The sequence below is a fragment of the Pseudocitrobacter sp. RIT415 genome (assembly GCF_003057695.2).
GTDB lineage: Bacteria > Pseudomonadota > Gammaproteobacteria > Enterobacterales > Enterobacteriaceae > Pseudocitrobacter > Pseudocitrobacter faecalis.
This window is the reverse complement of record NZ_QBJC02000002.1, coordinates 287,846-307,695: the sequence shown is the minus strand read 5'-3', so window position 1 is coordinate 307,695 and position 19,850 is coordinate 287,846. Positions and strand designations below refer to the sequence as shown.

General features: G+C 53.2%; 10 protein-coding genes and 1 pseudogene. 9 read left to right on the top strand and 2 right to left on the bottom strand.

What is annotated here, in order from left to right; translation table 11 throughout:
- Positions 1 to 3 precede the first annotated feature (3 nt).
- The 8 genes and pseudogenes from DBY68_RS03885 (at position 4) to DBY68_RS03850 (ending at position 13,487) form a co-directional block, all read left to right on the top strand.
- On the top strand, positions 4 to 1,419 hold the full coding sequence (locus DBY68_RS03885; protein ID WP_108474147.1) for a 3-hydroxyacyl-CoA dehydrogenase: 1,416 nt from the start codon (positions 4 to 6) through the stop codon (positions 1,417 to 1,419).
- The gene (paaI, locus tag DBY68_RS03880) at positions 1,412 to 1,831 is read left to right on the top strand and encodes a hydroxyphenylacetyl-CoA thioesterase PaaI (RefSeq protein ID WP_108474148.1); all 420 of its coding nucleotides are present in this window, start codon (positions 1,412 to 1,414) and stop codon (positions 1,829 to 1,831) included. Before DBY68_RS03885 ends, paaI begins: the two co-directional genes overlap by 8 nt.
- Complete coding sequence (pcaF, locus tag DBY68_RS03875) at positions 1,831 to 3,036, top strand: 3-oxoadipyl-CoA thiolase (RefSeq protein WP_108474149.1); 1,206 nt, start codon at positions 1,831 to 1,833, stop codon at positions 3,034 to 3,036. The genes paaI and pcaF overlap by 1 nt, the downstream gene beginning before the upstream one ends.
- A gap of 28 nt (positions 3,037 to 3,064) precedes the next feature.
- Positions 3,065 to 4,378: a phenylacetate--CoA ligase PaaK gene (gene paaK, locus DBY68_RS03870; RefSeq protein ID WP_108474150.1), complete on the top strand. Its 1,314-nt coding sequence runs from the start codon at positions 3,065 to 3,067 to the stop codon at positions 4,376 to 4,378.
- 145 nt (positions 4,379 to 4,523) lie between these two features.
- Positions 4,524 to 5,482, top strand: a pseudogene (paaX, locus tag DBY68_RS03865) (phenylacetic acid degradation operon negative regulatory protein PaaX).
- Positions 5,455 to 6,051 (top strand): phenylacetic acid degradation protein PaaY, encoded by a 597-nt coding sequence (paaY, locus tag DBY68_RS03860; protein ID WP_108474152.1) that lies wholly within the window; start codon positions 5,455 to 5,457, stop codon positions 6,049 to 6,051. The pseudogene paaX and the gene paaY overlap by 28 nt, the downstream one beginning before the upstream one ends.
- 389 nt (positions 6,052 to 6,440) lie before the next feature.
- Positions 6,441 to 12,476, top strand: a complete 6,036-nt coding sequence (locus DBY68_RS03855) for an autotransporter outer membrane beta-barrel domain-containing protein (RefSeq protein WP_108474153.1) — start codon at positions 6,441 to 6,443, stop codon at positions 12,474 to 12,476.
- Between the two features lie 138 nt (positions 12,477 to 12,614).
- Positions 12,615 to 13,487: an aldo/keto reductase family oxidoreductase gene (locus DBY68_RS03850; RefSeq protein ID WP_108474154.1), complete on the top strand. Its 873-nt coding sequence runs from the start codon at positions 12,615 to 12,617 to the stop codon at positions 13,485 to 13,487.
- 40 nt (positions 13,488 to 13,527) lie between these two features.
- On the opposite strand, the gene azoR is transcribed toward DBY68_RS03850, so the two are convergent.
- Positions 13,528 to 14,133, bottom strand: coding sequence for an FMN-dependent NADH-azoreductase (azoR, locus tag DBY68_RS03845; RefSeq protein ID WP_108474155.1), 606 nt, complete (start codon positions 14,131 to 14,133; stop codon positions 13,528 to 13,530).
- 238 nt (positions 14,134 to 14,371) lie between these two features.
- On the opposite strand from azoR, the gene hrpA reads away from it, so the two are divergent.
- Complete coding sequence (gene hrpA, locus DBY68_RS03840) at positions 14,372 to 18,274, top strand: ATP-dependent RNA helicase HrpA (protein ID WP_108474399.1); 3,903 nt, start codon at positions 14,372 to 14,374, stop codon at positions 18,272 to 18,274.
- A gap of 63 nt (positions 18,275 to 18,337) precedes the next feature.
- Here the strand turns inward: hrpA and DBY68_RS03835 are convergent, their stop codons facing one another.
- Positions 18,338 to 19,657, bottom strand: coding sequence for an MFS transporter (locus DBY68_RS03835; protein ID WP_108474156.1), 1,320 nt, complete (start codon positions 19,655 to 19,657; stop codon positions 18,338 to 18,340).
- Positions 19,658 to 19,850: the final 193 nt, after the last annotated feature.

The following is a 19,850-nucleotide window of genomic DNA, read 5'->3' as shown; positions in this document are numbered from 1 at the left end:
GCCATGAGCCATGAAATCAAAACGGTTGGTGTGATTGGCAGCGGCACGATGGGGGCGGGTATCGCGGAAGTGGCGGCGGCGGCGGGGCACGACGTGCTGCTGTTTGATATCAATCACGACGCGCTCACACGCGCCATCGATGGCATTCGCCAGCGACTGGACTCCCGCGTCTCGCGCGGCAAACTGAGCGCCGAAGCGAGCGAAAAAACGCTGAAAAAAATCTTTGCGGTGGCGGATATCGCTTCGCTTGCACCGGCTAACCTGGTGATTGAAGCGGCCTCAGAACGGTTGGATGTGAAAAAAGCGCTTTTCAGCCAGTTGGCGGAAATTTGCCCGCCGCAGACGCTGCTCACCAGTAATACCTCATCCATTTCAATTACGGCCATTGCGGCAGATGTTCCTTATCCGGAACGCGTGGCGGGGCTGCACTTCTTTAACCCGGCGCCGGTGATGAAGCTGGTGGAAGTGGTGAGCGGTCTGGCGACGTCGACAGAGGTGACAGAAACGTTATGCAACTGTGTCGCGGCGTGGGGTAAAACGCCGGTGCGCTGCCGTTCAACGCCGGGCTTTATCGTTAACCGCATTGCGCGTCCGTTCTACGCCGAAGCCTGGCGTGCACTGGAAGAACAGGTTGCGGCACCCGAAGTGATTGATGCCGCGCTGCGCGAGGGTGGCGGGTTTCCGATGGGGCCGCTGGCGCTGACCGACATGATTGGTCATGACGTTAACTTTGCGGTCACCAGTTCAGTATTCAACGCTTTCTGGCAGGACCGCCGCTTCTTACCGTCGCTGCTGCAACAGGAACTGGTGTTGGGTGGGCGATTGGGCAAGAAGAGCGGGCAAGGCGTATATCACTGGCCGGTTGAAGCCGTCTCTGACCCGTATCTGGCAGCGGTTTCAGCCGTTCCTGGCGAGATCACAGAAAACGGTGACAGTGTCACAATTGACGATCTTCTGCTGATTGAAACGCAGGGAGAAACTGCGCTGGCACTGGCAGCCCGACATCAGCGCCCGGTGGTGGTCTTTGACCGAATCGAGAAGGACGTCGTGGTGCTGGCCGCCGCGCAGACTAACGCTCAGGTTGATACTGATAAAGCCGTGTACTACTTCCAGAAGCAGGGCAAAAAAGTGCTGCAAGTTACCGATTACCCTGGGCTTCTGGTGTGGCGCACGGTCGCGATGCTGGCGAACGAAGCGCTGGATGCGGTGCAGAAACAGGTTGCCAGTGAAGCGGATATCGATACGGCGATGCGTCTTGGTGTTAATTACCCGAAAGGGCCGTTGCAGTGGGGCGCGGAACTTGGCTGGGCACGCGTGCTGCGCGTGCTGGAAAACCTGCAAGCCCATTACGGCGAAGAGCGCTACCGTCCATCTTCCTTACTGCGCCAGCGTGCGCTGCTGGAGAATCACCATGAGTAACGCATGGCAAAATGCCCACGCGATGTATGCGCGCGACACCTGCGCACAGGCATTGGGCATCGACATCATCGAAATGGATGAAGGGTTTGCAGTGCTCACCATGACTGTTGTGCCGAGCATGCTGAACGGCCACCAGACCTGCCACGGCGGGCAACTGTTTTCACTGGCGGATACCGCTTTTGCCTACGCCTGTAACAGTCAGGGGCTGGCGGCAGTGGCTTCAGCCTGCTCGATTGATTTCCTGCGCCCAGGATTTGCAGGCGACAAACTGACCGCCACTGCACGGGTAAAACATCAGGGGAAACAGACTGGCGTTTATGACATCGAAATTGTGAACCAACAACAAAAAACGGTAGCCCTGTTTCGCGGTAAATCCCACCGCATCGGCGGCACGGTAACAGGAGAAGCCTGATGCGTGATGCATTTATTTGTGACGGAATTCGTACCCCGATTGGCCGCTATGCAGGTGCGCTCTCAGGCGTGCGGGCTGACGATCTGGCGGCGGTTCCGCTGCGCGAACTGCTGGTGCGTAACCCAAAGCTTGATCCCGCGCGTATTGATGACGTGATCCTCGGCTGCGCAAATCAGGCCGGGGAAGATAACCGTGATGTGGCGCGTATGGCGCTGCTGCTGGCGGGCTATCCGCAGGATGTTTCCGGCACCACCATCAACCGTTTATGCGGTTCTGGCCTCGATGCGATTGGCTTTGCCGCCCGCGCGATTAAAGCCGGTGACGCCGACCTGCTGGTGGCGGGTGGCGTCGAGTCGATGTCGCGCGCACCGTTTGTGATGGGCAAGGCCACCGCGCCTTTCCAGCGTCAGGCCGAACTGTTTGATACCACCATCGGCTGGCGTTTTGTGAACCCGCTCATGCAGCAACACTTTGGTACTGACAGCATGCCGGAAACGGCAGAGAATGTAGCTGAATTGTTAAATATTAGTCGCGACGATCAGGATGCTTTCGCTTATCGCAGCCAACAGCGTGCCGCGAAAGCCCAGCGCGACGGCGTGTTTGCCGAAGAAATTGTCGCTGTGCGCGTGCCGGGAAAAAAGGGCACGTTTACCGATGTGCTGGATGACGAACATTTGCGCCCGGAAACGACGCTGGAACAGCTAAGCAAACTAAAAGCGCCGTTCCGTGCGAATGGCGTCATCACCGCAGGTAACGCCTCTGGTGTCAACGATGGTGCGGCGGCTTTGATCGTTGCAAGCGAACAGCAGGCTATCGCGCAGGGCCTGACTCCACGTGCGCGTATCGTCGCGATGGCGACGGCGGGCGTTGAGCCGCGTCTGATGGGGCTGGGCCCGGTACCTGCGGTACGTAAAGTGCTGGAGCGTGCGGGTTTAAGTATCACTGATATGGATGTTATTGAGCTGAATGAAGCCTTCGCCGCGCAGGCGCTGGGCGTGCTCAGACAGTTAGGGCTGCCCGACGAGGCGCCGCATATTAACCCAAACGGAGGCGCCATCGCCTTAGGCCATCCGTTGGGCATGAGTGGCGCGAGACTGGCGCTTACCGCCAGCCTTGAGCTGCAACGCCGTCAGGGCCGTTACGCCCTGTGTACGATGTGTGTTGGTGTGGGTCAGGGCATCGCCATGATCCTGGAGCGTGTGTGAGCTAATTTTTACCTGCGAGTACCCTATAATGACAACAAATACAAAGCTGGACCTAATCGAAAAAGCATCGCTGGACGAGCTGCAGGCACTGCAAACGCAACGCCTGAAGTGGACTCTCAATCACGCCTACGAAAATGTGCCGATGTATCGCCGCAAATTCGATGAAGCGGGCGTTCACCCGGATGACTTCAAAGAATTGAAGGACATCGAAAAATTCCCGTGCACCACCAAGCAGGATCTGCGCGATAACTATCCGTTCGGCATGTTTGCCGTACCGATGGAGCAGGTGGTGCGCGTGCATGCTTCTTCCGGTACCACCGGTAAACCGACCGTGGTCGGCTATACCCAGAATGATATCAATATCTGGGCCGATATTGTCGCGCGCTCTTTGCGTGCGGCGGGCGGCACACCGAAAGATAAAATCCACGTCGCCTACGGCTATGGCCTGTTTACGGGCGGGCTGGGCGCGCACTACGGTGCAGAACGTTTGGGGGCGACGGTTATCCCAATGTCCGGCGGCCAGACTGAAAAACAGGCGCAGCTTATCCGCGATTTTCAGCCGGATATGATTATGGTGACGCCTTCCTACTGCCTGAATCTGATTGAAGAACTGGAACGTCAAATGGGCGGCGATGCAACTCAGTGCTCACTTCGCGTTGGCGTATTTGGTGCTGAGCCGTGGACGATGGCGATGCGTAAAGAGATTGAAAGCCGTCTGGGGATTACCGCGCTGGATATCTATGGCCTGTCTGAAGTGATGGGGCCGGGGGTGGCAATGGAGTGTATTGAAACCGCCGATGGCCCAACCATCTGGGAAGATCATTTCTATCCCGAAATCGTTAACCCGAATGATGGCACGGTGCTAAATGATGGAGAACATGGCGAATTACTGTTCACGACGCTGACCAAAGAAGCGCTGCCGGTAATTCGTTATCGTACTCGCGATCTGACACGCCTGCTGCCAGGCACCGCACGCACCATGCGTCGTATGGATCGCATCAGCGGGCGCAGCGACGATATGCTGATTATTCGTGGCGTGAACGTCTTCCCGTCACAGCTGGAAGAAGAGATTGTGAAGTTTGAACATCTTTCACCACATTATCAGCTGGAAGTGAATCGTCGTGGGCATCTGGACTCCCTGTCGATTCAGGTTGAGCTGAAAGAGAGCAGTTTGTACCTGAGCCATGAACAGCGCTGTCAGGTGTGCCACCAGTTACGTCACCGCATTAAGTCGATGGTCGGGATTTCCACCGATGTGACGATCGTTAACTGTGGTGCGATCCCGCGTTCGGAAGGCAAAGCGTGCAGAGTGTTTGATTTGCGTAAGATTGCCAGCGTGTAACTTTCACCCTCACCCTAACCCTCTCCCTCAGGGAGAGGGAACTGTCTGGTGCGGTCTTCTCCCTCTCCCTTTGGGAGAGGGCCGGGGTGAGGGGAAACCTATGCTATGATTCATAAATCAAAACAATAACAACAGGATGAATCAGATGACTAAAATTGATACCTTCATTCAGCAGGCTGTGTCATCGGTGCCCATTAGCGGCACGTCATTGATCGCCTCGCTGTACGGTGATTCTCTGTTGCATCGCGGTGGTACCGTCTGGCTGGGCAGCCTGGCGGCGATGCTTGAAGGTCTCGGATTTGGAGAACGATTTGTCCGTACCGCGCTGTTTCGTCTCAATAAAGAGGGCTGGCTGGATGTGGAACGTATCGGCCGCCGCAGCTTTTATCGCCTGAGCGATAAAGGTCAGCGCTTGACTCGCCGCGCGGAAAATAAAATCTACCGTGCGGAAACGCCCGCCTGGGATGGCACCTGGCTGCTATTACTGTCCGAAGGTCTCGATCGCGCAACGCTCTCAGACGTCAAAAAACAGCTTATCTGGCAGGGATTTGGCACGCTTGCCCCTAGCCTGATGGCGTCACCGTCGCAGAAAATGGCTGATGTGCAGTCGTTGCTGCATGAAGCGGGTGTCGCGGAAAACGTTATCTGTTTTGAAGCCCACTCGCCACTGGCTCTGTCGCGCGCAGCGTTGAGCGCACGCGTGGAAGAGTGCTGGCAACTGACCGAGCAGAATGCCATGTACGACACGTTTATCCAGTTGTTCCGCCCATTGCTGCCGTTGCTGCGAGAGGGGGATGAACTTACGCCGGAACGTGGATTCCAGATTCAACTGCTTTTGATTCACTTTTATCGACGCGTGGTGCTGAAAGACCCGCTGTTGCCGGAGGAGTTGCTTCCGGCACACTGGCTCGGTGGTTCCGCGCGTCAGCTCTGTATCAACATTTATCAACGTGTGGCTCCCGCCGCGCTGGCTTTTGTCAGCGAAAAAGGCGAAACTCCGGTCGGCGAGCTACCTGCGCCGGGCTCGCTATTTTATCAACGATTTGGCGGGTTGCCGGTGAGTGAAGGGAGGTCTTATGCCAGTGTATCAGATTGATGGCTTAACCCCGGTAGTGCCGGACGAGAGCTATGTTCATCCGACCGCGGTATTAATTGGTGACGTCATCCTGGGTAAAGGTGTGTACGTTGGGCCAAACGCCAGTCTGCGCGGTGATTTTGGCCGTATCGTGGTAAAAGATGGCGCGAATATTCAGGATAACTGTGTGATGCACGGTTTCCCGGAGCAGGATACGGTGGTGGAAGAAGATGGCCATATCGGACATAGCGCCATACTGCATGGCTGCATTGTGCGCCGTAACGCGCTGGTTGGTATGAATGCGGTGGTGATGGATGGTGCGGTGATCGGCGAGAACAGTATCGTCGGTGCGGCGGCCTTTGTGAAAGCAAAAGCGGAGATGCCTGCGAATCATCTAATTATTGGTAGCCCGGCTAAAGCTATCCGCGAACTCAGCGAGCAGGAGATGTCGTGGAAGAAACAGGGGACGCGTGAATATCAGGTACTGGTAGAACGCTGTAAAAAAACGATGCATCAGGTTGAACCCCTACGCGCGGTGGAAGAGGGGCGAAAGCGACTGATATTTGATGAAAGTTTACGACCCAAGTCGGCGCAATGAATAAAAAGGGCAGATAATTGATATCTGCCTTTTTTATTCTGGTAAGGATGCTATTTAGGGGCGAGGGATTCAAATAACATTCACCGTTCTAATAACTTTGAACGGTGAATGTTAATGATAATTCCCTTTAACAGAGGGTGAAACTTATTGAATGAGCGAAGCTTGCACGATTTAATGCGAAATATCTTACATTATTAAATGGTTTGATTCACGTGCATTATATATTTAGTTTTTCTTAAAAAAGCATTAAGTTGATAATTTCTATTGTTATAAATAAACTTTTACAAGTTTGGCTTTCGTCAGGGTCGCGTTTGGTTTTAGAAACTTAAATGCAGCCACCTCTTTTGTTTTTATTGGTCTTTATTTTTTCAACAAGGAAGGGAATTCTCATGCAAAAGAAGACATTACTGTCTGCCTGTATCGCTTTAGCTTTAAGCGGGCAGGGGTGGGCCGCTGATATTATTGATGCGGAAAGCGCCTCTGCGGAACGTAAAATCGCAAAAGTCGTTTGCCCGGGTGATACGCAAAAACTTAATCAACTCGAACGCAAAAATCTGCCTGCTGAGTGCCTTAGCGAATCACAAAATAATCTCTATCCCTGGCTCGCCGTGGGCGGTACTGCGCTTTTGACTACATTCGCCGCCATTGAACTAACAGATAACGACGGGCATCACTCCCACACAACCCAACCCCCTGCGCCGCCGATCAATCCTGACGATAACGTTATTCCCCCCGATGATGGCGGAGACGATGACGTGACGCCGCCCGATGATGGTGGAGACGATGATGTGACGCCGCCCGATGATGGTGGAGACGATGATGTGACGCCGCCAGATGATGGTGGAGACGATGATGTGACGCCGCCGGATGATGGTGGAGACGATGATGTAACACCGCCGGATGACAAACCCGACCCCATTAAATACAACAACAATGTCACTTGGGATCAAGCTGAAAAAACGGTGCAAATCCGCAACGCAACTTTTACCTATACCGAGAACGCGGATGGGAGCTTTACCCTGACCTCAAAAGACGGTTACTCGACTATCGTCAAAAAGTGGCAGGTCGATGAGGCCAGCAATACGGTGGTCTTCGGGGGCGTCAATGCGTCAGGTGATATCACGTGGCGCTACGACGAGGAGGGTAAAATTCATATTACCAAAGAAGCCGGCGTAGTGGTTGATGGCAGCACGGGAGATGAGATTAAGGTCAGCGACGCCACTATTACGGATCATGGTGGCAACACGGCATTGAATGGCGGTACGGTAATGACCGTGGAAGGCGACAACGTAGTCCTCAATAACGACGGGAAAACTACCGCTATTGGCGAAGGTTCTGTCGTCGGTATCCTGACGGGCGACGATATTACTATTAATAACAATGGTGAAACGGAAGTTGACGGTGGCACTGCGGTTATTGTTAACGGAAATAGCGCAACGATTACAACCGAGGGCGACGGGACATTTACCAACGGTGGTACCGGGAGTCTGATTAACGGTGATGATGCTGTTATCGATAATAAAGGCAACATGACCGTCGATGGCGAAAACTCAGTGGCGACCAAAATTATCGGTGATGACGCGCTTATTAAGCAGGAAGGCGATCTTTACGTTAGCGGCGGCGCTCACGGCATCGACGTTGCGGGTAACGGCACTATTGTAAGCAATAAAGGGAATATCACCGTAGTGGATGATAAATCCATCGGCGTATTACTGGATGGCAGTGACGCCACCTTTATGAATATTGGTGATATCACGGTTGGCGAGGCGGGTCATGAGGGAAACCCGTTCGGTGTGCTGATCGACGGCGACCACGCCACTTTTGTCAGCGTAGGTGATATCACTACCCATAATAGCGGAACTGGTGTAAGCGTCGCGGGTGATGAGGGCAGTATCTCCCTTTCGGGCAAGATGTCTGTCAATGACGCCACAATCGGGTTAGATGTGAGCGGCAGCGGTAACAGCATCACGCTGACAACTTATGAGCTAAGTATTGCAGGTGAAAATGCGACGGGCGTAGAAATATCGGGCAATAGCAACGAACTTGAAATTTCCGGAGATATGACCGTCGATGGGAAAAATACGGTTGGAACGCGAGTCATGGGTGATGATGCCAGCGTTCTTCAGAACGGCGATCTTTACGTCAGCGGTGCCGCGCACGGCATTGATATCAAAGGTGAACGCGCCAAAATTAGCAATACCGGTAAAATCACCGTTATCGACAAAGATTCGGTCGGTGTGCTGATCGACGGCGATGATGAGCAGTTCGGTAACATCGGTGAAATTAGTGTTTCGCAAAATGCTACCGGTGTTTCCCTTGTTGGCGATCGTGAACTGGTATCTCTGCGTGGAGATATGAATGTCACGCATGAGCGGGATGACAGCGGTAATTTCCAGGGGGCGACGGGTATAAGTATTGCCGGAAATGACAGCCTGGTCACGCTGGAGGGTGACATCAACCTGGCCTCAGATATGAGCACATTGCCGACTAAATCGGATGACAATCTCAACGGATTAGTTATTACCGGTGAAAATAATATCATTAACTTAAATGGTAATTTAAATATTGAAGCCTACTCACCTTTATTTGGTGCTGCACACGACGAACAGCCTGAACTGGATGGTGTAGTTGTCACCGGGGATGATAATGTCATTAATCTGAGTGGCGGTGTTAACATAACTGGGGATACCGGTGGTCATGTTATTAATGGTGTTTATGTCTCAGGTAAGAGTACGGTAAATATCAGTGGGCACTCTGTTCTTGATATTACATCGGTGCGCAGTACAACCGGGCTTTTTTATGTCACGGGAGGCGGGCAGGTTACACTTGACGAAAATTCCGTTACGGATATTTTTAGCCCGGTTCGCGATCCTGCTTTTTTTGGTGATAACTCGATCATAATGGCAAATGGTGTTGGTTCCAGCGCAGCGAATAAAGGAACTATTAATGCCTCGACGGCGAAGGAAATCATGACTGCCGTTAGCGGTGCCAGGATCATAAATTCTGGAACCATGAGTGTCAGAACCGGAGCTGGCAGTGCGAGCGACGGTAAAACAGCGGTAATGCGCTCTAATGGTAAGGATAGCCACGCCACCAATGCTTCGGGTGGGGTTATTAATCTCACATCCACTGTTTCTCCAAGTGGTGACGGGGGTGAAGGAGCTTATCCGCTGGGATGGCTTAAAGGAACCTACTACGCGATGCTTGCAAGCAGCTATGGGGAAGTCGAAAATCAGAGCGGTGCAACTATCAATCTGCATGGTGCAGGAACCTACGGTGTTGCCGCAGCAAAAGGCACAGCGACCAATGCGGGCGAAATCAATGTTGACGGATTTACCCCAACGCTTGATGACAACGGTAACATTATCAGCGAAGCCTACTGGCAGACGAATACAGTATATCTGATGAGCGGTGGCATGCTGATTGGCACGTCAAGCAGTGGTTATGGGTGGGGAGACGGATCTGGGCTTAATACCGGCACAATCAATGTCAATAACGAAGGCTTTGGTATGCTGGCAATGGCAGACGGTACTGTCATTAATCAGGGTGAGATCAACCTGACGTCTGATGAAGGAGCCACTAAACAACAGAATAATCAATTGTTTGCCATGGGTGCTATTAATTCGGGTGTTGCAATTAATGACAAAACTGGGACTATTAATATCGACACCGATGTTGGCCAGGCGTTTTATTCTGATGGCTCAGGGATAATTATCAATTACGGCACTATTTGTACCTTTGGTGTGTGTCAGAGCAGTAGCGAATATAATCCAACCGATCCGTTTGTAAGCTTGCTTTATTCCGGTGGCGATAGTATCACAGCAGAAGGTCAGTCAATTAATTTCACGAAACCGGTAATTATCACAGATGATACGCCAGGCGCAGTAACAAATGCCGGGACCATAACCGGTCAGATGATAACCGTGATGAGTGGTGAGCTTGATAATACCAGTACAGGGAGTATCAGTAGTCTGATTAAACTTAACGAAAGTGGGGTGGTTAATAACGAGGGCACGCTGACAAATATCGATATTACCAATGGTACTCTGAACAATGACGCGACGGTGACCGGCCAGGTGACAATGTATGCCGGTGCCAATAAATCACTGGTGAACAATACGGGTACTTTAAATAAACTGGTGCAGAAAGCGGGCGTCTTTAACAATAGCGGCACCATCACCGGTCGTATTGACCAGCAGAACGGCACCTTTAATAACCAGCAGGGTGGTACGGTTAAAAACGGTTCTAAATTAGCCAACGGCGCGGTGGTGAATAACGAAGGTGAATGGATTCTTGGCGAGAGCAGTGGCGGCACCAATGCTGGCATGTTAGAAATCAACAATAACGCCGTATTTAATAACAGCGGCGAATTTGTTCTCGATAACAACAAAAATGCCATCCACCTGAACCAGTCAGGTACGCTGTACAACACCGGGCATATGTCGTTGAAGGACTCTTCCAATAACGGCGCGGTCAATATATGGGGCGGCAATGGGCGCTTTATCAACAACGGTAAAGTGGATTCAACCGCTAAATCTGTCGTTGTTAGTGCCAGTAATGCAGCGGCGACCGACGCGTTCTTCTGGAACATGAGTGAAGGTGAGATTAATTTCGACCGTGCCAACGCCAGCGCCGTTAAATTCACCCATAACAACTATGTCGCGCAAAATGACGGCACCATGAATATCAGCGGCAACAATGCCGTCGCGATGGAAGGAAGCAATAATGCGCAACTGGTTAACAACGGCACCATTAACCTGGGAACAGAAGGCTCGACCGATACCGGCCTGATTGGTATGCAACTGGATGCTAACGCTACGGCTGACGCGGTTATTGAGAACAACGGCACTATTAATATTTATGCCAATGATACTTTTGCTTTCAGTGTGCTGGGTTCACAGGGGCATGTTGTTAACAACGGTACAGTCGTGATCGCTGATGGCGTAACCGGGTCTGGCCTGATTAAACAGGGTGACGGCGTGAACGTGGAAGGGATTAATGGCAACAACGGTAATAACACCGAAGTCCATTATGGTGATTACACATTGCCGGATGTACCGAACACCACGGTGACATCGTTTGCTGATAATTCAAGTGGCGAAGCTGGCGCGACCAACAACCTCAACGGCTACGTTGTGGGAACCAACGCTGACGGCAGCGCCGGTAAGCTCAAAGTTAACAACGCCAGTATGAATGGCGTAGAGATTAACACCGGCTTCACCGCTGGTACGTCAGCGACCACCGTCACCTTCGATAACGTGGTGCAGGGCAGCAACCTGACGGATGCCGACGCCATCACGTCCACCTCCGTGGTGTGGAATGCACAGGGCAGCACCGATGCCAGCGGCAACGTCGATGTGAAGATGACGAAAAATGCTTACACCGACGTGGTGACGGATGGCAGTGTAAATGACGTGGCAAAGGCGCTGGACGCGGGCTACACCAACAACGATCTGTACACCAGTCTCAACGTTGGCACGACTGCTGAACTGAACAGCGCCCTGAAGCAAATCAGTGGCAGCCAGGCCACCACCGTGTTCCGAGAAGCGCGCGTGTTAAGTAACCGCTTCAGCATGCTGGCCGATGCGGCACCGAAGATGGGCAACGGTCTGGCTTTCAACGTCGTGGCGAAAGGTGATCCGCGTGCGGAGCTGGGCAATAACACCGAGTACGACATGCTGGCACTGCGTAAAACGCTCGATCTGAGTGCAAGCCAGAGTCTGAGCATGGAATATGGTATTGCACGTCTGGACGGCGATGGTGCTCAGAAAGCAGGCGACAATGGCGTGACAGGCGGCTATAGCCAGTTCTTCGGCCTGAAACATCAGATGTCCTTTGACAATGGTATGATCTGGAATAACGCGCTGCGCTACGATATTCACCAGCTCGACAGTAGCCGAACCGTGGCTTACGGTGACATCAGCAAAACAGCCGATACCAACGTCAAGCAGCAGTACCTTGAATTCCGCAGCGAAGGGGCGAAAACCTTTGAACCTCGCGAAGGGCTGAAAATCACGCCATATGTTGGCATGAAACTGCGCCACACGCTGGAAGGCGGTTATCAGGAACGCAACGCCGGTGATTTTAACCTGAATATGAACAGTGGCAGCGAAACGGCGGTGGACAGCATCGTCGGGTTGAAACTGGACTACGCAGGGAAAGAGGGCTGGAGCGCAAACGCCACGTTCGAGGGTGGGCCAAACCTGAGCTATGCCAGGAGTCAGCGTACGGCAAGTCTTGCCGGGGCAGGTAGCCAGCACTTTAACGTCGATGATGGTCAGAAGGGCGGCGGCATCAACAGCCTGGCGAGCGTTGGCGTGAAGTACAGCAGCAAAGAAAGTTCGCTGAACCTGGATGCTTACCACTGGAAAGAGGACGGCATCAGCGATAAAGGTGTGATGCTGAACGTCAAGAAAACGTTCTAATGGTTGTTGTGCCGGATGTGGCGCGAGCGCCACATCCGGCATGTTTTTTTACACATTCGCATTTATTACACATTTCCTCCCCGCACGTTCATTTCTATACTGTGGGCTCTTAATCTGCCTTATACAGGACAGGGTGTTATGAGCAACAACAGTGAAACGTTTACTCTTGGTACAAAATCGGTAAAACGACTGGGTTATGGCGCAATGCAACTGGCAGGGCCCGGCGTTTTCGGGCCACCAAAAGATCGCCATGTTGCCATTACGGTATTACGTGAAGCGCTGGCGTTGGGTGTAAACCATATCGACACCAGTGACTTTTACGGGCCGCACGTGACAAACCAGATTATCCGTGAAGCCTTGCACCCGTATCCGGATGACCTGACCATTGTCACCAAAATTGGTGCCCGTCGCGGAAAGGATGCGTCATGGCTTCCGGCATTTTCACCGGAAGAACTCAAACAGGCGATACACGATAATCTGCGCAATCTTGGCCTTGATGTGCTGGATGTGGTTAACCTGCGCGTGATGCTCGGCGACGGTCATGGCCCGGCAGAGGGGTCTATAGAAGCCAACTTTACCGTGCTGGCTGAACTACAGCAGCAGGGGCTGGTGAAGCATATCGGCCTGAGCAACGTCACGCCGACGCAGGTTGCTGAAGCGCGTAAAATTGCGGAAATCGTCTGCGTACAGAACGAATACAACATTGCACACCGCGCCGATGACGCGTTAATCGATGCGCTGGCACAGGAGGGTATCGCTTACGTGCCGTTCTTCCCGCTCGGTGGTTTTACGCCGCTACAATCCTCAACGCTCTCTGACGTGGCGGCAGGTCTGGGCGCGACGCCAATGCAGGTGGCGCTGGCGTGGTTGTTGCAGCGTTCGCCTAATATCCTGTTGATTCCTGGCACCTCTTCGGTGGGGCATTTGCGGGAAAATATGGCGGCAGGGGATTTAGTGCTCTCTGAAGACGTACTGGCAACGCTGGACAGCATTGCGAAAAATGCGGGTTAAATAAAAAAGCCTCCCGTTTTCGCGGGAGGCCTCTGAATGCTTACGCTGCAACCACGGCGTCAATGGCCGCTTTTGCGTCTGCCTGCGCTTTGGCCGCCATTTCCGGGCCATATGCGATGCCTTCCGCAAAGACGAATTTCACGTCGGTCAGGCCGATAAAGCCCAGGAAGGTAGACAGATACGGGGTAACCTGGTCAGTCGGGGTATCTTTATGGATGCCGCCACGGCTGGTGATCACCACTGTTTTCTTACCGGTAACCAGGCCTTCAGGGCCTTTTTCGGTGTAACGGAAGGTCACGCCAGCACGAGCTACCAGGTCAAAATAGTTTTTCAACTGAGTCGAGATATTGAAGTTGTACATCGGCGCCGCAATAACGATAACATCGTGGGCTTTCAGTTCAGCAATCAGCTCGTCAGACAGGGCCAGAGCTTCCTGTTGACGCGGCGTCAGCGGGGAGTCGCTCGGACGCAGTGCGCCAACCAGTTCACCATCCAGTACCGGGACTGGGTTAGCCGCCAGGTCACGAACGGTAATTTCGTCCGCGCTGTGTTTTTCACGCCACTGCTCAACAAAATAGTCGGACAGCTGATTAGACTGAGAATAGCCTGCCAGGATGCTGGATTTCAGAACCAATACTTTGCTCATGGGTGTTTCCTTTATACTTTGAGTGACGGGCCTTGCCCGGTTGCTTGCAGACACTTTATTCACAATCCTGCCACAGGGATAGCGCAATATATCGAATCCTCTGTTCGATTTTTTTGAATAACTGAGTTTCCTCTTTATGTCGCACACCGGGAAAACCGTTCGATGTCAGGCCAGGTGTGGTATCCTGAAGGGAACGTATGACGAGAACATTTCCGGCACACTGATGCCCGATAACGCTATGACAGAACAACAAAAACTTACCTTCGCGACGCTGAATCAGCGGCTCGACACATTGACGCTGCGCGATAAACAGCGCTTTGCCCGTCGCCTGCACGGTGTGAAGAAGGTTCAAAATCCTGATGCACAACAGGCCATTTACCAGGAAATGGCGAAAGAGATTGAACAGGCAGCAGGTAAATTCCTGCTGCGCGAAGCCGCACGCCCTGACATTACCTACCCGGATAACCTGCCGGTTAGCCAGAAAAAACAGGCTATTCTTGAGGCGGTGCGTGACAACCAGGTGGTGATTGTCGCCGGGGAAACGGGTTCCGGGAAAACCACCCAGTTGCCAAAGATTTGTATGGAACTGGGGCGCGGAATCAAAGGGCTGATTGGCCATACCCAGCCGCGTCGTCTGGCGGCGCGTACTGTGGCGAATCGTATCGCGGAAGAGCTGAAAACGGAGCCGGGCGGCTGTATCGGCTATAAAGTTCGTTTTAGCGATCATGTCAGCGACAACACCATGGTGAAGCTGATGACCGACGGTATCCTGCTGGCGGAAATCCAGCAGGATCGACTGTTGATGCAGTACGACACCATCATCATCGATGAAGCACACGAACGCAGCCTGAACATCGATTTTTTGCTCGGGTACTTAAAAGAGCTGCTGCCGCGCCGTCCCGATCTGAAAATTATCATCACATCGGCGACCATCGATCCTGAACGCTTCTCGCGCCACTTTAATAACGCGCCAATCATCGAAGTTTCGGGGCGCACGTATCCGGTGGAAGTGCGCTATCGCCCGATTGTCGAAGAGGCGGATGACACCGAGCGTGACCAGTTGCAGGCCATTTTTGACGCCGTGGATGAGCTGGGGCGTGAAAGTGCGGGTGATATTCTGATCTTTATGAGCGGCGAGCGTGAAATTCGCGATACCGCCGATGCGCTCAGCAAGCGAGATCTGCGCCATACGGAAATCCTGCCGCTGTACGCACGACTCTCCAACAGTGAACAGAACCGCGTCTTCCAGCCGCATAGCGGGCGTCGTATTGTGCTGGCGACCAACGTTGCTGAAACCTCGCTGACCGTGCCAGGCATAAAATACGTGATTGACCCGGGCACTGCGCGTATCAGCCGCTACAGCTTCCGCACCAAAGTGCAGCGTCTGCCGATTGAACCCGTGTCCCAGGCATCCGCAAACCAGCGTAAAGGACGCTGCGGGCGTGTCTCGGAAGGGATCTGTATTCGACTCTATTCGGAAGATGATTTCCTGTCGCGCCCGGAATTTACCGACCCGGAAATTTTGCGCACCAACCTGGCATCGGTTATTTTGCAGATGACCGCGCTGGGATTGGGGGATATTGCCGCCTTCCCATTTGTGGAAGCGCCGGATAAACGCAATATTCAGGATGGCGTGCGTCTTCTCGAAGAGCTGGGTGCCATCACCACGGACGAACAGCACACCGCCTATAAACTGACGCCGTTGGGCCGTCAGCTCTCGCAACTGCCGGTTGACCCGCGTCTGGCCCGTATGGTGCTGGAAGCGCAGAAACATGGCTGCGTGCGCGAAGCGATGATCATCACTTCTGCGCTCTCTATTCAGGATCCGCGTGAACGCCCGATGGATAAACAGCAGGCGTCCGATGAGAAACATCGTCGCTTCCACGACAAAGAGTCTGACTTCCTGGCATTCGTGAATCTGTGGAACTATCTCGGCGAACAGCAAAAAGCGCTGTCATCGAATGCCTTCCGCCGCCAGTGCCGCACGGATTTCCTCAACTATTTGCGCGTGCGCGAGTGGCAGGATATCTACACTCAGTTGCGCCAGGTGGTGAAAGAGCTGGGTATTCCTGTCAACAGCGAACCGGCTGAATATCGCGAAATCCATATTGCGCTGCTCACCGGTCTGCTTTCTCATATCGGGATGAAAGACGCCGATAAACAGGAATTTACCGGCGCACGTAATGCGCGCTTTTCGATATTCCCCGGTTCCGGTTTATTCAAAAAACCGCCGAAATGGACCATGGTTGCCGAGCTGGTAGAAACCAGTCGCCTGTGGGGCCGTATCGCTGCGCGCATCGACCCGGAATGGGTGGAGCCGGTTGCCCAGCACCTGATTAAACGTTCTTATAGTGAACCCCACTGGGAGCGGGCGCAGGGGGCGGTGATGGCGACTGAAAAAGTGACCGTTTACGGGCTGCCAATTGTCGCGGCGCGTAAGGTGAACTACAGCCAGATTGACCCGGCGTTGTGTCGCGAACTCTTTATTCGCCACGCGCTGGTGGAAGGTGACTGGCAGACGCGTCATGCGTTCTTCCGCGATAACCTGAAACTGCGCAACGAAATTGAAGAACTTGAGCACAAATCGCGTCGTCGTGACATTCTGGTCGATGACGAAACGCTGTTTGAGTTCTACGACCAGCGCATCAGCCACGACGTGATCTCCGCCCGACATTTCGATAACTGGTGGAAAAAAGCCAGCCGCGAAACCCCTGACCTGCTCAATTTTGAAAAGAGTATGCTCATCAAAGAGGGGGCGGAAAAGGTCAGCAAGCTGGACTATCCGAATTTCTGGCATCAGGGCAACCTCAAACTGCGCCTGAGCTACCAGTTTGAACCGGGCGCGGATGCGGACGGTGTGACCGTACACATTCCTCTGCCGCTGCTTAACCAGGTAGAGGAGAGTGGGTTCGAGTGGCAGATACCCGGACTGCGACGTGAACTGATAATTGCGTTGATTAAATCGCTGCCGAAACCGGTGCGTCGTAACTTTGTGCCAGCGCCAAACTACGCGGAAGCGTTTTTAGGTCGCGCCACACCGCTGGAACTGCCGCTGCTTGACAGCCTGGAACGTGAACTGCGGCGCATGACCGGTGTGACCGTCGACCGCGACGCCTGGCAGTGGGATCAGGTACCCGATCACCTGAAAATCACTTTCCGGGTGGTGGATGACAAAAACAAGAAACTTCAGGAAGGACGTTCTCTTCAGGCGCTGAAAGATACCCTCAAAGGGAAAGTTCAGGAAACGCTTTCCGCCGTTGCCGACGATGGTATTGAGCAAAGCGGGCTCCATATCTGGAGCTTTGGTAATTTGCCGGATCACTACGAGCAGAAACGCGGTAATTATAAAGTGAAGGCCTGGCCGGCGTTGGTGGATGAGCGTGAAAGCGTGGCAATTAAGCTGTTTGATAACCCGCAGGAACAGCAGCAGGCAATGTGGCGTGGTTTGCGCCGCTTGCTGCTGCTGAACATTCCGTCGCCGATTAAATATCTGCACGAGAAATTGCCGAATAAAGCCAAACTGGGGCTCTACTTTAACCCGTATGGCAAAGTGCTGGATCTCATTGATGATTGCATCTCCTGCGGCGTCGACAAACTGATCGATGAAGCGGGTGGCCCGGTATGGACTGAAGAGGGCTTCTCAAAGCTGCATGACAAAGTGCGTGCAGAACTGAACGAAACCGTCGTCGACATTGCCAAACAGGTCGAGCAGATCCTCACCGCGGTGTTCAATATCAACAAACGCCTGAAAGGGCGAGTGGATATGACCATGGCGCTGGGGCTTTCGGATATCAAAGCACAGATGGGCGGCCTGGTTTATCGCGGGTTTGTTACCGGCAACGGTTTCAAACGACTCGGTGACACGCTGCGCTATTTGCAGGCGATTGAGAAACGACTGGAAAAACTGGCTATCGATCCACACCGTGACCGTGCTCAGATGCTGAAAGTGGAAAGCGTGCAGCAGGCATGGCAGCAGTGGCTGAATAAACTGCCGCCTGCGCGCCGGGATGATGAGGATGTTCAGGAAATCCGCTGGATGATTGAAGAGCTGCGCGTCAGCTTCTTTGCTCAACAGTTGGGTACGCCGTATCCAATTTCCGATAAACGTGTGCTGCAGGCGATGGAGCAGATTAGCGCGTAGGTGTGATAACCGTGAGAAGTACGGCCCGATAACGCGTTGCGTATCGGGCCGCATAACGCATGACTACAACCCAGACGTCTGTGCATTCACTGCATCAATTCGACGACTACGGCTGGCAAAGAAAATAGCGATCAGCGAGATGGTGACCGTTGCGCCCAAATACCATGCAACCGGCACCCAATCCCCGTCGTATTTCGCCAGCAGACCCGTTGCGATAAGCGGGGCGGTACCCCCAGCCAGCGCGGCGCCAATCTGATAACCCAGCGTAATGCCGGTGTAGCGAACGTTAGCACTAAAAATTTCCGAACACAGTGTGCCCAGCACGGCGGTGATCGGGGCCCAGAGAATACCGAACATCACGACGGTCGCCAGCATAATCGCCCAGGTGGTACCGGTGTCCAGCAACATAAACCACGGCACGATAAACAGCCCCAGCAGTGTGACGCTCCCTGCGTACATACGTTTGCGGCCAATTTTATCCGACAACAACCCCATCAGCGGAATCATCACCGTCGCCACCAGTGCGCCGAGCGTAACGGCTTCCAGCACCTGTGATTTCTGATAGGTGAGGGTGGTCGTGGCATAGCTCACGATGAAGGTCGAAAAGATGTAGAACGGCGCGGTTTCGACAACTTTCAGGCCTGCCGCGATCAACACTTCACGCCAGTGATGCGTCAGCGTATCGCGCAGCGGCGCTTTTGCCACCTGGCCTGACTGTTTTACCTTCTTGAACTCTGGCGTTTCATCAATATCTTTACGGATCCACAACCCCAGCAACACCAGCACCGCACTCATCAGGAATGGAATACGCCAGCCCCAGGAGAGGAACTGCTCCTCACTGAATAGCGTCATCAGCGACACGATAAAGGTTGCCATCAGCATACCAATGGTCACGCCCGCTTGCGGAATGCTGCCGAAAAATCCTTTGCGTTTTTCTGGCGCGTATTCATAGGCCAGCAGCAACGCGCCGCCCCATTCACCGCCTATCCCCATGCCCTGAATAATACGCATCAGAATCAGGAGAATAGGTGCCCAAATGCCAATTTGATCGTAGGTCGGCAGCAGACCAATCATGACGGTTGCACCGCCCATCAACGAGAGCGTCAACACCAACGTCTTTTTGCGGCCAATACGGTCGCCAATGTGGGCAAAGAGAACGCCACCAATCGGGCGAATAAAGAACGTCAGCGAGAAGGAGAGATAAGAGAGGATGAGTCCAATAACCGGGTCGACCATCGGGAAGAAGATTTTATTAAACACCAGCGCTGCGGCGGTGCCGTATAAAAAATAATCAAACCATTCAATGGAGCTGCCGGTTAAACTGGCAATCAGGACTCGTTTGTTTTTTTTCAGGATCGTACTGCTGCTTTCTTGCGTCGTCATGAAGGAAAACTCCCGCCACATTAAGTTAGAATCAGGTGCCACCTGAGATCTCAAAGGTGCAACCTGCAAAATGTTAAAAAGGTTGCTTGTTTGTTAAGCAACTTAGAGGTGGCTGTCATTTTTAGCAAGCGCGAACGGGATAGTTATGCGCAAAAAGCAGGCATTATGCTGAACTAATCATTTGTTGAGTGAG

Excerpts from the sequence above, each read along its gene's own strand:
- DBY68_RS03835 (WP_108474156.1), bottom strand. The coding sequence starts at position 19,657 with ATGACGACGCAAGAAAGCAGCAGTACGATCCTGAAAAAAAACAAACGA.
- DBY68_RS03850 (WP_108474154.1), top strand. The coding sequence starts at position 12,615 with ATGAGCAACAACAGTGAAACGTTTACTCTTGGTACAAAATCGGTAAAA.
- paaI (WP_108474148.1), top strand. The coding sequence starts at position 1,412 with ATGAGTAACGCATGGCAAAATGCCCACGCGATGTATGCGCGCGACACC.
- DBY68_RS03855 (WP_108474153.1), top strand. The coding sequence starts at position 6,441 with ATGCAAAAGAAGACATTACTGTCTGCCTGTATCGCTTTAGCTTTAAGC.
- DBY68_RS03885 (WP_108474147.1), top strand. The coding sequence starts at position 4 with ATGAGCCATGAAATCAAAACGGTTGGTGTGATTGGCAGCGGCACGATG.
- hrpA (WP_108474399.1), top strand. The coding sequence starts at position 14,372 with ATGACAGAACAACAAAAACTTACCTTCGCGACGCTGAATCAGCGGCTC.
- pcaF (WP_108474149.1), top strand. The coding sequence starts at position 1,831 with ATGCGTGATGCATTTATTTGTGACGGAATTCGTACCCCGATTGGCCGC.
- paaY (WP_108474152.1), top strand. The coding sequence starts at position 5,455 with ATGCCAGTGTATCAGATTGATGGCTTAACCCCGGTAGTGCCGGACGAG.
- azoR (WP_108474155.1), bottom strand. The coding sequence starts at position 14,133 with ATGAGCAAAGTATTGGTTCTGAAATCCAGCATCCTGGCAGGCTATTCT.
- paaK (WP_108474150.1), top strand. The coding sequence starts at position 3,065 with ATGACAACAAATACAAAGCTGGACCTAATCGAAAAAGCATCGCTGGAC.